At 68.2% G+C, this 13,397-nt stretch carries 15 protein-coding genes and 3 pseudogenes; 11 read left to right on the top strand and 7 right to left on the bottom strand.

Features of this window, described 5'->3' with window-relative positions; all coding sequences use genetic code 11:
- Window positions 1-369 (bottom strand): annotated as a pseudogene (locus tag ABZ321_RS20940) (IS5/IS1182 family transposase); the annotation flags it as partial.
- 196 nt (window positions 370-565) lie between these two features.
- Here ABZ321_RS20940 and ABZ321_RS20945 point away from each other — a divergent pair.
- The 5 genes and pseudogenes from ABZ321_RS20945 to ABZ321_RS20965 all read left to right on the top strand — a co-directional run.
- Window positions 566-1,648: pseudogene (locus ABZ321_RS20945) on the top strand (DUF4158 domain-containing protein); the annotation flags it as partial.
- A 4-nt stretch (window positions 1,649-1,652) separates the two neighbouring features.
- On the top strand, window positions 1,653-1,937 hold the full coding sequence (locus tag ABZ321_RS20950; RefSeq protein WP_354893520.1) for a recombinase family protein: 285 nt from the start codon (window positions 1,653-1,655) through the stop codon (window positions 1,935-1,937).
- A complete protein-coding gene (locus tag ABZ321_RS20955; protein WP_354893523.1) occupies window positions 1,931-2,080 on the top strand; it encodes a hypothetical protein in 150 nt (49 codons plus the stop codon). The genes ABZ321_RS20950 and ABZ321_RS20955 overlap by 7 nt, the downstream gene beginning before the upstream one ends.
- A gap of 63 nt (window positions 2,081-2,143) precedes the next feature.
- Entirely contained in the window at window positions 2,144-2,908 is a 765-nt protein-coding gene (locus tag ABZ321_RS20960) for a DinB family protein (protein WP_354893526.1), read from the top strand.
- A gap of 56 nt (window positions 2,909-2,964) precedes the next feature.
- Window positions 2,965-3,216: a hypothetical protein gene (locus tag ABZ321_RS20965; protein ID WP_354893529.1), complete on the top strand. Its 252-nt coding sequence runs from the start codon at window positions 2,965-2,967 to the stop codon at window positions 3,214-3,216.
- 129 nt (window positions 3,217-3,345) lie between these two features.
- Here ABZ321_RS20965 and ABZ321_RS20970 read toward each other — a convergent pair whose 3' ends face one another.
- The 3 genes and pseudogenes from ABZ321_RS20970 to ABZ321_RS20980 form a co-directional block, all read right to left on the bottom strand.
- Window positions 3,346-3,744 carry an MmcQ/YjbR family DNA-binding protein gene (locus ABZ321_RS20970; protein ID WP_033367863.1) on the bottom strand — a complete coding sequence of 133 codons (399 nt, stop codon included), beginning with the start codon at window positions 3,742-3,744 and terminating at the stop codon, window positions 3,346-3,348.
- 82 nt (window positions 3,745-3,826) lie between these two features.
- Window positions 3,827-4,723 carry a hypothetical protein gene (locus ABZ321_RS20975; RefSeq protein ID WP_354893533.1) on the bottom strand — a complete coding sequence of 299 codons (897 nt, stop codon included), beginning with the start codon at window positions 4,721-4,723 and terminating at the stop codon, window positions 3,827-3,829.
- A 204-nt stretch (window positions 4,724-4,927) separates the two neighbouring features.
- A pseudogene (locus tag ABZ321_RS20980) lies at window positions 4,928-5,154 on the bottom strand (IS630 family transposase); the annotation flags it as partial.
- A gap of 423 nt (window positions 5,155-5,577) precedes the next feature.
- Between ABZ321_RS20980 and ABZ321_RS20985 the strand changes: the two are divergent.
- The 3 genes from ABZ321_RS20985 (at window position 5,578) to ABZ321_RS20995 (ending at window position 9,198) form a co-directional block, all read left to right on the top strand.
- Complete coding sequence (locus tag ABZ321_RS20985) at window positions 5,578-6,837, top strand: PKD domain containing protein (RefSeq protein ID WP_354893536.1); 1,260 nt, start codon at window positions 5,578-5,580, stop codon at window positions 6,835-6,837.
- A gap of 1,267 nt (window positions 6,838-8,104) precedes the next feature.
- On the top strand, window positions 8,105-8,239 hold the full coding sequence (locus ABZ321_RS20990) for a LuxR C-terminal-related transcriptional regulator (protein ID WP_354893539.1): 135 nt from the start codon (window positions 8,105-8,107) through the stop codon (window positions 8,237-8,239).
- Between the two features lie 563 nt (window positions 8,240-8,802).
- A complete protein-coding gene (locus ABZ321_RS20995; protein ID WP_354893541.1) occupies window positions 8,803-9,198 on the top strand; it encodes a hypothetical protein in 396 nt (131 codons plus the stop codon).
- 30 nt (window positions 9,199-9,228) lie between these two features.
- Here ABZ321_RS20995 and ABZ321_RS21000 read toward each other — a convergent pair whose 3' ends face one another.
- Window positions 9,229-9,384 carry a DUF6131 family protein gene (locus ABZ321_RS21000; RefSeq protein WP_344514960.1) on the bottom strand — a complete coding sequence of 52 codons (156 nt, stop codon included), beginning with the start codon at window positions 9,382-9,384 and terminating at the stop codon, window positions 9,229-9,231.
- 483 nt (window positions 9,385-9,867) lie between these two features.
- On the opposite strand from ABZ321_RS21000, the gene ABZ321_RS21005 reads away from it, so the two are divergent.
- A complete protein-coding gene (locus tag ABZ321_RS21005) occupies window positions 9,868-10,386 on the top strand; it encodes a hypothetical protein (RefSeq protein WP_354893545.1) in 519 nt (172 codons plus the stop codon).
- Window positions 10,387-10,603: 217 nt separating this feature from the next.
- Here the strand turns inward: ABZ321_RS21005 and ABZ321_RS21010 are convergent, their stop codons facing one another.
- A complete protein-coding gene (locus ABZ321_RS21010; RefSeq protein ID WP_354893548.1) occupies window positions 10,604-11,254 on the bottom strand; it encodes a MarR family transcriptional regulator in 651 nt (216 codons plus the stop codon).
- 171 nt (window positions 11,255-11,425) lie between these two features.
- Between ABZ321_RS21010 and ABZ321_RS21015 the strand changes: the two genes are divergently transcribed.
- Window positions 11,426-11,725, top strand: a complete 300-nt coding sequence (locus tag ABZ321_RS21015) for a DUF3040 domain-containing protein (protein ID WP_344514966.1) — start codon at window positions 11,426-11,428, stop codon at window positions 11,723-11,725.
- Window positions 11,726-11,974: 249 nt separating this feature from the next.
- On the opposite strand, the gene ABZ321_RS21020 is transcribed toward ABZ321_RS21015, so the two are convergent.
- Window positions 11,975-12,490 carry a response regulator gene (locus ABZ321_RS21020; RefSeq protein ID WP_344514968.1) on the bottom strand — a complete coding sequence of 172 codons (516 nt, stop codon included), beginning with the start codon at window positions 12,488-12,490 and terminating at the stop codon, window positions 11,975-11,977.
- A gap of 297 nt (window positions 12,491-12,787) precedes the next feature.
- On the opposite strand from ABZ321_RS21020, the gene ABZ321_RS21025 reads away from it, so the two are divergent.
- The gene (locus ABZ321_RS21025) at window positions 12,788-13,243 is read left to right on the top strand and encodes a nitroreductase family deazaflavin-dependent oxidoreductase (RefSeq protein WP_344514970.1); all 456 of its coding nucleotides are present in this window, start codon (window positions 12,788-12,790) and stop codon (window positions 13,241-13,243) included.
- Window positions 13,244-13,397: the final 154 nt, after the last annotated feature.

Here is a 13,397-nt window from a genome sequence, read left to right on the forward strand (position 1 = left end):
GCCGGCCCGGTCGCCGCCGCACGGCGCTTTCGTGATGGCGCCGTCGGCGCTGACATCGGTCAGGTCCAGGCCGATCATCCGGTCGTAGGCGTCCAGGGCCAGTTCGTGGACCTGCTCGCCGAGACCGGCGTCGGCCCACAACCGCAGACGTCGGCGGATCGTCCGGTCCGAGCAGGCAACCGACGCGACGCGTTCATACCCGGACCCGTGCACCAGAGCGGCGATGACGTGCTCGAACACGACCCGGTCCGGGATCCTGCGGCGGTGACAGCCCAGCGGATGCGAAGGGTCGAACTCGGGTTGCTCAGGCCACAGCGCGGCGAACTGGACCCAGACAGGTTCGAACAACGAAGATGGCAACGCAGGCACGGGACTCCATCGATCACGAAGCGTAGAGAACTCCGATGATCAATGGACCCGTGCCTGTTTGCTACCCCGGGTGCCTACCCGCCGAGTCATGGACCTATTGCCGGTCGCTCTAAGGACAATCTTCGATGGATGGGGCGTGGGTGTCGGATCGAGGACGTCGCTTTGCGTGGGATGAGGGCGGCTCGTTGCGCACAATGTGGCGACCCGCGATGTGTTCTCCGAGGCGCAGTTGGCGCAGCTACGAGGCTTCCCGGAGATCAGTCAGGTCGAGCTGTTCCGGTATTTCACCCTGACGCCGGCTGACGAAGAGTTCGTGCTGGGGTTTCGCCGGGCTGCGAACGTATTCGGCGTCTGCGTACAGCTGTGCTCGCTGCCGTGGCTGGGCTACGTGCCCGATGACGTGGCGTCGGCGCCGGCCGCGGCGGTGGCCCGGCTGGCCGAGCGGCTGCGACTGCCGGTGGGTGCGCTTCGCGAGTACGGCGGCCGCGAGCAGACCCGCACGGATCACCTGGCGCAGGTGGCCCGGTATCTGGGCTGGCACCGGGCTGCTGGGGAGTTGCAGTGGAAGGAGCTGGCCGAGTACCTGTTCGCACGGGCGATGGAGCACGACTCGCCCACGGCGCTGTTTCGGCTGGCCGGCGAGCATTTGATGTCTTCGCGGGTGATCCGCCCCGGCGTGATCAAAATGTTGGAGCGGGTCGCGACCGCCCGGGAGGTCGCCCGGGCGGCGACTTGGGAGCGGGTCCGGCATCTGGTTACGCCAGCGCGGGAGGCGGAGCTGGACGCGCTGCTGCTGGTTGATCCGAGTCTGGGCCGTACGCCGCTGTCGTGGCTGGGGCAGGGCGCCACGAATCCGTCGCCGGCCGGGGTGAAGGTAGAGCTGGAGAAGCTGGCCTATCTGCGCAGGTTGGACGCGCACGAGCTGGACCTGTCGATGCTGCCCGATCAGCGGCGCCGGTTCCTGGCCCGCATCGCTGATCGCGCCACGCCGCAGCAGTTGGCCCGTCGTGACCCGCCGCTGCGGTACCCGATCCTGCTCGCTTGGTTGTCGTCGTCGGTCGTCGAGGTGTTCGACGAGGTGCTGCTGATGTTCGACCAGGCCATCTCGGGCCGGGAGCATCACGCGAAGGAGAAGGTCAAGGCGAAGCTGGCCGAACGCGCCAAGAGCGGCGAGTCGAGGCAGAAACTGCTGGACGACATCCTGGACATCGTGCTCGACACCGCGGTGGACGACGAGCAGGTCGGCACGCTGTTGCGCGAGCAGGTCGGCATGGAGCGGGCACATGCGCCGCGGCGACACCCTCGTCGTACTCGACCTGAGCCGGCTGGGCCGCGACACCCGCGAACTCCTGGCCATCGTGGAGGACGACCTGCACGCCAAGGGCCGGCACTTTCGCGCGTTGGACGGGATCGTGCTGGACACCAGTGACGACATGTGGGGAGAGCTGGTCTTCACCGTGTTCGCCGCCATCGCCAAGTTCCAGCGCCAGCAATCGTTAAGGGCACCCTCGAGGGACTCGACGCCGCCCGCGCCCGGGGTCGGGTCGGCGGACGCCCCCGCGTGCTGAACGCCGAGCAGATTGCCGACGCGGCTATCCTGCTGCGCGCCGGACAGACCCAAGCCGCCGTCGCCGGCAAGCTTGGCGTCTCGCGTTGGACACTGAGGCGATCTCTGGAAACCGACTCGGACGGGGCCGCCGCGGTGGGCTGATCACCTGGCCGCTGGGGTGACTGTGGTCTGGCGCGGGCGGGACGGATACGGGAAGCTGTCCCGATGCCTGCTGAGTACACCCAAAGTGACCAGTTCCGTGGTGCCCGCATCCACCTGTGCGACCTCTCCGGCCTCGAGATTCGCGATTGCGACGTCACCGGCCTGAAGATCGTGGACTGCTATGGGGGCAACGTCTCCCTCGGTGGCGGCTTCGAGCGTGTCGTTGTCAACGACGTCGACGTGACCGCCTACGTCGAGGCCGAGCTCGACCGGCTGCATCCCAACCGGGTGCTGGCCCGTGAGGCCACGTCCGCCGCCGAGTACCGGGCCGCTTGGGATGCCATCGAGAAGCAATGGGAGGAGACGCTCGACCGCGCCAGGCACCTACCCGAGGCGAAGCTGCACGAGCAGGTTGACGGCGAGTGGTCGTTCGTTGAGACGCAGCGGCATCTGCTGATGGCCGCCGATGCCTGGATCGGCAACGCCGTGCTCGAGGAGGACGCGCCGTACCACCCGTTGGGCCTTCCTGGCGGCTGGATGCCGCCCGACGCGGCGGCGAAGCTCGGGCTCACCCTCGATGCCACCCCGACGCTCGACGAGGTACTCGCGCCGCGGCTGGCCCGCATGGCCACGATGCGCCGGGTCGTCGACGGGCTCACCGAGGCCGAGCTCGATCGGGTGTGTGGTCGCAAGCCGGCCGACCCCTACCCGGACAAGGACTACTTCGTACGCCGCTGCCTCACGGTGGTGTGCAAGGAAGAGGCCGAGCATCACCGGTATGCGGTCCGCGACCTCACCGTGCTCGAGGCCGGTGCCCGAACCGAGTGAAGGCGCGTCCCGGCAATGGACGGCGATCTCGCGATCCTGCGCTGGACCAGCCCATCTTGCTGTCGGAGCCCCTCATCGCACCCGCACTGCCCAGCCAGGGCGCGGTGCCGACCGGCGAGGTAGTCACGACTGGCTACGGAAAGACCAGCAATGCGGGCAGCTTCCCCAACGAACGACGCGAGGTCTTCCTCGATGTCACGCCGCGGTGGACCTGCGAAGCCATCTACCAGTTCGTGAAGCCGATCACGCCCGGAATGAACTGCACCCGCAAATCCGGCCAGACGGCCGGAGCATGCGGCACTGGGTGATGTCGTCATCGGAATCGCCTCCTGAAATATCTCTGGCCAGTGCGGCAACCCGACCTATCCCGCCGTGAATACGAATGCTTCTCAGCGCCGAACCTGGATAAGCGGCAACGTGGGGAGGTAGCCGGCGGTTCATCCACCTGCCTTCAGCCGGAACGCGAGGCGGCGGGGCGCCTGCACTCGATAGCTGTCCGTCACCAGCTCGGCAACCTCGACCCAGTCCGTCTCGTCGTCCAGCACCATTCCCACGACATTCACACCCCAGTCGGCCCGGAAGAACGGAGGGCCGGCATGCGCCAGCGCGGCCAACTCCCCGGGCGGCGCCCGGAAGGTCATCAGGATGGCCGGATCGTCCGTATCGATGTACGCCGACCGCCTCCCGTCGGTGGTGTAGACGTGCAGGAACGTCCGCCGGCGAATCCGCCACCGCAGGCCGATCCACGCCGGCTCCTCGTACGCCTCGGGCAGCTCCCCGCAGATCACCCGGAGCCGGCCCACAACGGCGGGTGGAACGTCCGCGATGTCGCTCATCTGTACCTCCCGCACCCATCCTGCCCGCCGGGTAGGACATCAGCACATCAGAGTCTCCGGGGTTGGCGGGGCCGCGCCGACGTCATAGGACTATCGGGCCCAGCTCGGTGACGACGCTGGCAAAGGTTTGGATGAGATCGGTTTCGGCGGCGGTGCGCCAGACAAGCGCGAAACGGGCGAGTGGTGCGTCGCGGATGAGCGGGTAGGCGATGCCGGGGTGTGGCGCCAGGCGTCTGGCTTGGGCCGTCACGGGTGCCATGGCCTCGCCGGTGAGCAGGAGTGGGATCTCCTGGTCGAAGCTGGCGACTTTCGGGCCGCCGTCGCGGCCGACCGGCCGGTTCCCGAGCCAGGTGCGCAGGTAGGTGTCACGCTGCCCGGCCGGGACCCCGCCCAGCACAGTGAACGCATGGACGTGGCCTTCCAGGAACGCCTCCTGCCCGCCTGAGGCGAAGATCCGGTGCACCGCCTTGCCCGAGTACGACATCCGCAACGCGAACAGCATGCAGGTCACATGCTCACCACGAAGGTTGACCACGGCCTCACCGAAATCGACCTCAGCCTCCATAACCGGCCGGTGGGTCTGCGGCACGAACGCCTCCACCGGCGCCCGGCCGGTCTCGACCCTGATCTGCGCCGCGCGTTCCCGCACATACCGGCGCACCACCGGATACGACACATCCGTCATCGCATGCTCGGCGACCAGCCGGTCGAAGATCCGCTTCGCCGTGTGCCGCTGCTTGCGCGGCGCGTCCAGATCCGCCCGCAGAATCCCCTCGATCACCGGCTCGAACCCGTCCAACTTCGACGGCCTCGACGGCAACGCCTTGCGCGGCGCCGGCCACGCCGACGCGATCGCCTTCGCCACCGTCCGTCGCGACACCCGGTACTTCGCCTCGATCGTCCGGCCCGACAGACCAGCGCGTGCGTCCCGACGGATCGCCGCGTACAGATCAATCTTCGCAATGGGCGGCATCGGCAAGCCCCTCACCCAGACGCGCCGATGCTCCCACCACAACCAGTGGTGCCGAAACTCACGACCACGAACTTTCACCCAACCGGGGGTGCGGTCCTAACTGACGACCAAGCGGAGCTATCACTGACGACCACAGCCACACCTGGCACTCTCGACCAGCAAGCCGAGCGACTCCTCAACCTGCTCAACTGATCAGCTTTGAAACACGGCCTAGTGTGCTGAGTCGTTGATTCGTTGGCAGTATGCGGCGATGGTCTCGAGGATGCCGTCGGCGGTCTTGGTCCATACGAATGGTTGGGGTCGGTGTTCCACGCCTCGATCCAGGCGTTCATGTCGGCTTCTAGGTCGGCGACGCTGCGGTGGGTCGAGCGGCGCAGTTTGCGGTTGGTGAGCTCGGCGAACCAGCGTTCGACGAGGTTGAGCCAGGACGAGTGGCTCGACCCGCCAGACTTGCGTCCTTGGACACGGCGAACGGCCGGCGTGACTGTCTGCGGTAGCCGTTGTCGGCAGCAACCCGGGCCAACAGTTCACAGGTGTGGCGTCGGCGACGCGGCGCGGTTGCATCCGTTGCCGGCAGGCTTGCGGCACGCTCGTGGTCGACCAGCGGATGCCGCTGTACCTGCCGGTGTCGGATCCCGTGCGTGTTCAAGTGTCGAGGTGCTCGGCGGCAACGTCGAGGTCCGACCGGTCGACATTCTCGTCCTCGGCGGCTCAGGGATCGGGAGCGTGCTGGTCGGGCCAAGGGCGGCCTCCAGGACGTCGCTCGGTGTCAGCTGCCGGGTGGCCGTCTGCCTCGTTGAACGTCACGCCGGTCCGCCTGCGCCGGTGCCGCTGTTTCCTGCGAGGGGAAGTGCCGTCTGATGCGCCGAACGTTCACCGCTGTAGCCGTGCTGGTGTCTGCGCTGGTGATGGCAGCCGGGGCTGCGGTTGCCGGGCAGGCGCTGCAGGGTGTGGTGTCGCAGCAGCCGGTGGTGTGGACGCCGAACGTGCTCGACGGCGCGATCGCCGGGATGGCGGTAGTCGGTGACATCGTCGTGGTCGGCGGAAACTTCACGACCGTCGCTGACGCGGCAACCGGCAGCCGTGCCGCGCGCCGGTCGCTGTTCGCGTTCCAGCTCGGCACCGGCCGGATGCTGGACTTCGCGCCGGAGCTGAACGGCCGGGTCACAGCGGTCGCCGCCGGGCCGGGCGGGACGGTCTACGCCGCGGGCACGTTCACGAAGGTCAACGGCGATGTCTGGCCAGGCCTGGTCCAGCTGGACCTCGCCACCGGCAGCCGGGTGGCCGGGTTCACCGGCACCGCGGGCCCAGGACAGATCCGCACCATGACCTCGTCCGGTGCGTGGCTGTACGCCGGAGGCCACTTCACCGCCATCAGTGGACAGCGCCGCGCTGGACTGGCACGGCTGTCGGCCACGGCGGGCGTCGTGGACCCCGGGTTCGACCTGCGGCTGGCCCGCCGCGACGGCGGCACCGTCAAGGTCGAGTCGGTCGCCGTCACCCAGGACGGCAACCGCCTCGCCGCGGTCGGCGCGTTCGACACCGCTGCCGGCATGCCGCGTGCGCAGCTGCTGCTCGCCGACGTCGGCGGCGGCCCTGCGGCAGTGAGCGGTTGGTCGACCGACGCCTACACCCGCAAGTGCAAGGCTTTGTACGACAGCTACCTGCGGGGGGTCGACTTCGCGCCGGACGGCTCCTACCTGGCCGTCGCCGCGACGGGTGGGATGGCCGGACCGACGTTGATGTGTGACAGTGTCGCCCGGTTCGACGTCACAGGCAGCGGTGTGCACCCGCCGGTGTGGGTCAACCGCACCGGCGGTAACACCCTGTGGTCTGTCGCGGTCACCGACGCCGCCGTGTACGTCGGTGGGCACCAGCAGTGGATGGACAACCCACGCGGCCGCAAGAACGCGGGCCCGGGTGCCGTGCCGCGGCCCGGGATCGCCGCCGTCGACCCGGTCACCGGCAAGGCGCTGGCATGGAACCCGACCCACAGCCGAGGTGTCGGCGTCGAGGTCCTCGTCACCTGCTCCGCCGGGCTCCTGGTCGGCTCCGACACGGACCAGCTCGGCCGCGCCTACCACGGACGCATCGGCCTGCTCCCCGCCACAGGGACCTGAGCGGCGCGGTGCAGCGGAGCGAACGGTGTACCTTGGCGCGGCCGGGGAACAGAGGCGTCTCCGGCCGCTGGCGTCCATGATGGTGGACTTGTAGGTATCCGCCTCAACCGGTGCCGGCAACGCCGAGCCTGTAACCGGACCTCCGGCAGTTTGATTGAACCGGTGAGGCGGTTCGAGAAACGCCCGACCCTGCCGGCGCCGGAGCCGGCGTGCCCGCTCGTGCGCCATCGCTGCCCGAGTGTGGTCACTGGGACGGCGGGGTGCCTGTGCGGTGCCAGGTTGGCTCACGCCCAGTGCCGCTAGGCCCTTGGCCCGGCGTCTGGGCTGGATCCTCGGGTCCCAGATGATCGATGCTGCCCTTGCGCGGTCGGCGGTTGCGGGCAACACAGATCGTCCGATGTCACGGATCGCCGTTGCGGAACCTGGTGTCCCTGGTGCCCAGGATGCTGGGATTGACACGGCCGTTGCATGAATACGTTTCAGCTCCTCGAAGAGCCGGTGTCGCGGCAGAGGTTGCGTCGACTGGCCAAGTCGCACGACACGGCCGGATCACCGAGCCGCACCCTCGACGCTTCGCCCACGTTGGCCGCTCATGCCTGCCGATCAGCAGGCGTTGACAAGGTTCCCTCCGGCGGCCCAGCACAACCGAATCGGGCCCTCACTCGTCGGCTGTGGCATGCCTTCTGGCCTTCGTGGTCGGAGCCCTTCCAGCTGTCCTGATGTGATCCATCGACAGGGTGCCGGCCCCCAGCCCAGGGCTAGGCTGATGTGATGGTGATGGGAGGACATGGCTGGCTGCAGCTAGGCGATCTCGGTCTGGCGCTGCTGCTGTCCGCGGTCATCGGCTTGGAGCGGGAGATCCGCCAGACTCTCCGGGTACTTCTACAGACGCCCACCGGGGATACCCCTTCCTCTGGATCAACATCCAGTCTCAGGGGAAGCCCACGGCCTGAAGGGGCGCAACCTGTGCCACGGTCGCCGCTGATGCAGTAGCACGTCCCGTGGTTCAGGTTCCCCTGCCGACGGTTCCCCCGGGAAGCGCGGCGAGCGCACGTTCGACGACAACCTCAAATACACCACCCGGATTGCCGCATACCAGGCGGTGAACGCGCTGCGGAGCATCAGCCGCCAAATCCAGGCGCACATCCGGCTCAGCGGACGCGGCAGCGGTACGTGGTGTCCTTCGACGACGAGGTGGAGTTCGCGCACGACCTGTGGATGGCGATGCAGCCGTTGAGCCCCCAGGAGCGGGCCGTGGTGGTGCTGTGTGACCGGGATGAGTACCAAGGAGGTGGCGGAAGCGCTCAACATCACACAGTCGACGGCACGCAGCCAAAAGCAGATGATCCGGCGGAGGCTGCACCTGCCGTCCGTCGTGCGCACCATCGGGGAGGACACGTGAAGGAGTGTCAAGCACCGGGGTTCTTGTTGAGTTGTGTCAGCGTGGAGACCGTTCGGTGCGGCAGGTGGCGCGGGATTTCGATCTGACCGAGACCGCGGTGCGGCCTGTCTGGCGGGAGATTCCGGTCTCCTGGCGGTGTCGTCCATGCGCTCCCTGCCCGGTGCGCCGCCCAACACGCTGCGCGCCGAGCGGGTCGAGGCCGCCCTGGGTCTCACCCCGCCGCGCGGCCGCCATGGCTGCCTTCGTGTGGCGCTGACCTGTTGGTTTGGTTGGCTTGGGCGGGTCGGCTGAGGCAGGTCGGCTTGGTTTAGGTCGGCGCCGGCTCGGTAGAGAGGGCTCAGCGGCGGCCTCGGGGGAGTGCGGATGTTGAAGGGCTTCGTGGTCCCGTACCGGGCGTACATGCAGAAGCGCGGCAGAACGGTGTTTGGGGACCCGCCTCCGACGAAGACCTGCCCGAGCTGCCGGATGGAGGACGCACCGGCGGGCGCGGTCCGCTGCCCGCACTGCACCACGGACCTCGCCGCAGCCTGAACTTCGTGGGCCTTGACGCGTCTGGGGCATCCGTGAACGACCCCGGCCTGGACTGGTTCGACAAGCAGGCCTTGAAGAACTGCGCAACCGGGGTCATGCGAGATTGGCCGGATCGGCAACGGCGGCCGCGCGGCACGCGCTCCATCCGGACAACAATTTCGGTCAGGGCAGCGACTTCGGCGACGCGAAAGGCCGGCAGCGGTCTGCGGGCGAAGTGTCTGGAGAAGCTCGGCAGCCACTGGATCGGCACCGATCCGGCGAGGTACCGGCGTGATCTCAGCAAGCGTTCGCACGACCTATCCGTCCCTCCGCGCGAGTTGCCGCTGCCTGAGGAGACCGATCCTTGGTGGAATCACCCAAGGGCGTCAAACCGCGAAGTCGACGACACCGCCGACCACAACCGTGATGCGGTGACAGGGCGACGATGACCAGAGCAGAGCGTGAGTGTTGCTGGTCGGCTACCAGTAATGTCGCCGCCCGGCGACGGGCCGCCCGATCGAGCCGAGGATAAACAGCACAGCACCGATCACGAGCAGGATCACCCCGATCGTCGTGAGGATGGTGATGTGGAGAAACCAACCGAGCAGCAGCAAGATGACACCGAGAATGAACATGTCCGCCTCCATGTGAGGTGTAGAACGGCCCACTACCCGACGTTCCCCCACAGAACCCTTGCGGTCGCATCGAGTCGCTGAGGTCCTCAGGGTGTTTCGGCGGTGCCGGTGAGGCCATGTTGGGCGGAATACGCGCGCCGGTGCCGTGCGCATCGCCGCGTCTACCCTCCGAAGGAGGCGTGATGGGTTTCCAGGACAAGGGTCAGCACAAGGCCGAAGAGGCGCAAGGCGCTATCAAGCAAAATGTCGCGTGCCAGCCGCAGCGCTTGACGTGGTTGCTGGCCCGATCGGCACGCCGCGAACAGGGTGGGGACGACGAAACCGGCCCCTCCCGCCGTTCGGGGAGGGGCCGGTTCTCGTGTCGGTCGTGCGTCGCTGCCGGCGCACCACCAGCCTGTACGCCGAGCGTGGCGGTTCAGGCGGCGCGGGGTTTGTGGGGATGAGGTCGCCGACGGTGTCGGTGTAGGCGCGAAGGTCCCGACGATGTCGTCCGTCCACGTGGCGGGCCCGGTGACGATCCCCTTCGACGGCGCGGACGGCGTCGATGTCGTGGGCACCTCCTGCGACCTTTCCGGCACTGGCAAGGGTGTGCAGGCGTACATCAGCGGGGTAGTCGTCCACGGCGGGAACTTCGTCACCGTCTTTGGGACCGCCCCGCGCGACGACGAGCGGGACGCCACGCTGTCGGCGTTGAAGGTCGCGGTGAGCACCTGGCATTGGATCTGGCCCAACCGCCAGCCGGCGCAGCGGTCGAGAGGACGGACGGCTCATCGGCCGGTCCCGGACCGACGCGTCGATAGACGAGCGAATCCTCGAAGAGGTCAGGCCGGCCCAGAGCCGAAATGTGTGGGCGATCAGAGCTGCAGCGCATGGTGGATCGCCGCCACCCCGGCCAGGCGCGATGACTCGACGCCCCCGCGTTCGCTGTTGGAGGCTCGGTTGGATGCACTCGTTCCGGATTGGTGCGCTATTCGAAGATCCGGCGCGACGGCAGGCATGTGATCGTTCACGGTGGATAGGCATGGTGCAGGTCGGCGTGGCGGCGGGTGCATCCCGCCGGGACCACCGCCTTCCGCAGCACGGCAGTCGCCGCGCCGGCCGGCCAAGCCCTGTCTGGCCTACCGAGGGTTTCGCCACCCCTTGCATAGTCCGGTCTTCCGCGCGGGGTGCAAGGCTGGCCCGTGCGGTGCGTGCCATCAGTCGGCGGGTTGTGACTGATTCAGGCGGCTGAGCTGCGGTCCGGTGTGGGCTGGGCCGGCCAGGTCCCGGGAGCGAGGGTCGCCGACTCGGTCCACAACTGCCACCACTGTGCGTCGGGCACCTCGCCAGCCGCGGTTGCGAATGCGTGCAGGGCCGCCACGGTACGTTTCGAGACGGTCAGGTCGGCTGCCCGGACCAGGTCCTCGAGCTCCCTGCGGCGCGCGAGCATCACCGCGCCGATGAGTTCCTTCCCGGCTTCGGTCAGACAGAGCCAGATCGGGCGCCGGTCGTCCTCTCGGTGGAAGCGCTGGATCAGGTCACGTCGAACCAGCCGGTCGCACATCCTGGTCACGGTCGACGGTGCGATATTGAGCTGGCGGGCGAGGTCGACGCTGCGCTGGGGACCGCCGGAGGCCAGGATGACCAGTGTGCGGTACTGCTGCAGCGTCACGTCGGTATCGAGCTGGCTGAGATTGCGGGCAGCGAGGGCGACCATCGCCCGGCTGATCGACAGCAGCGCGTCGACGAGCCCGTCGTCGAGCCTGTCAGAGGAAGCAGAAGGTCGTGCCACCCGACAATGGTGGCATGTGTGCAGTCGCCCTCGGCGATCGCCGCCGATCCCCGGACCACCGGCCGCGTCGCTGCGGACGCTCACCTCCATCACGGACATGGGTGCGTCATGTCGTGCGACGCAATGACATCAACTTGTACTTATGCAACTATTGTATGATGCGAGCATGGTGGCGGTTGTCGCGTCAACGGTGCAACGCACCTTCGGTGCGTCAGTGACCGCCCGGGACATCGGGACGGAACGCCGTGAGGTTCGCCCGGCGGCTGAGCGATGAGCGGGCCGTGGCGGCCGGAGGAGCGGCCCATACTTGCTGAGATCCAGCGGCACATCGAGGCCGACGATCCACGGTTCACCGCCGGCTTCGTCAGTCTGCGGCCGTGTCCGCCGCGTGAGTACCGGAGCCGAACGCGCCGACGGATCGGCTGCGTCGCAGTTGTGTCCGGAGTGGTGCTCGTGACGTGGCTGTGGTTGGGGTGGTTCGTGGCCGCGATGTTCGGTTTGGAGTCCGCGGTGATGGGCCTGTTGATGGCCCTCGGCCGGGATGCTGCCCGCGAGGCGGCCGCGAGCTGAGAGCTCCCGGCCGACGAACGCGGATGGTTCGATGTCGAGCAGGACGCGCGGCCACGCCGAGACGGCGGTCGTCGAGGACGCGGCTCGTGCGGGCGCCGGGATCGCGGCCGTTCCCGGGAACGTCGCGATGGCACCCGCTACTACCGGCGATCGGGGGAACGGATGCGTGATGCCGCGCGCTCGACGCCGGTCGGCATACAGCTCAGCGGGCTGCGTCGGTCGATGACACGGCGCCGCCCCTCCGCCGACCTATCGCTGTGTCCGGGGAACGGCCGGCGGGTCGCCGCGGTCCACGACGATTGCCAACCGTTGCACTGCACGGATCAGCCCGATCAGTTGTGTGAAGTCGACCGGCTTGCGGAAGAAGTGCCCAGCAGGCAGGCCGAAGTCCCGCAGCATCTGCTCCTCGACGGCGGACGCGGTCAGGACGACGACGTGCAGGTGTGCCAGCCGTGGATCGTTGACTACCCAATCGAGTACGACCCGGCCGTCGACGCCGGGCAGGTTCAGGTCCAGCAGCAGGATGTCCGGAGTCGGGGCGTCGAGGTACGCGCCGCGCCGGGCCAGGTAGTCCAAGGCGTGCCGGCCGTTGCCGATCACGGTCACCTGGTTGCGCAGCCGGTGCTCGCGGAACTCGTCGAGGGTGTAGGCGACGTCGCCGGGATCGTCCTCGACCAGGAGAATCCGGGCCAGCGGCAGCCGCACGCCTGCGTGCATCGGGTCTTCGGCTTCGTCGCGGCTCGCGCGCATCGGGTCCCGCGTCACTGGTGTCACTCCCTTGACCGATCAGCATGCTGCCGACGCCGACCAGACTCCCCGACACACCCTTCCCTGGCATGGCTGGGACGAACTATTGCATCTGCACAATCGTCTGGACCAGCAGAGGGTACCCCGCGACCGACGACGCCGGCCGGTCGCCGCGCTCGGTACGGCACGCCCGCCGAGTCTGTGCGATAGTGTCCGTACATCTGTTGCATTCATGCAATCATTGCTGGTCATGGCGATGGCCCGCCGGATGCCGGCCTCGTCGTTGCGGGCACGTCGTCGGAGGAGGCTGATCGCATGACCCGGCGTATCCCGCGACTCCTTGCGCGGTCACCGATCCCGCTGTACCGGCAGGGTCTCGGCTGGCTGTTCGGACCGCGGATGGCGATGCTCGAACACCGGGGCCGACGAAGCGGGCAGCTCCGCCACGTCGTCCTCGAGGTGCTCGAGCGGGACGCCAGGGTACTCGTTGTCGTCTCCGGCTACGGGCGTGCGTCCCAGTGGTTCCGGAACATCGAAGTGGATCCGGGCGTGCGGATCTGGACCGGTCGCCGGCGAGGCGTGCCCGCTCGTGCAGAGATCCTGTCCGCCGGGGAGAGCCGTCATCTGCTTGAGCGGTACCGCGACCGTCACCCGCGCGCCGCCGCGCGCCTCGGCCGCATCCTGACCATGCCCGACCTGAGCGCCGCAGGTCCGCTCGCACCCGATGTGGGCGTCCGACTTCCGATGGTGCGCATCCGGTACGCCGACTGACAGCGACAGCACGTCCAGGGCCTGTCATCTCCCGGAGGCGGTTGTCATTTCACGGTGCGGCTCGGGTGCGCGGGCCTCCAGGCGACAGTGTGGTGGGTTTGATGATTCGTCCATGTGCGGACAATGTCGCGGTCAGCGATGCGCGGCGATGCCC

Origin of the sequence: Dactylosporangium sp. NPDC006015 (assembly GCF_040614215.1) — a bacterium.
GTDB classification, from domain to species: Bacteria; Actinomycetota; Actinomycetes; order Mycobacteriales; family Micromonosporaceae; genus Dactylosporangium; species Dactylosporangium maewongense.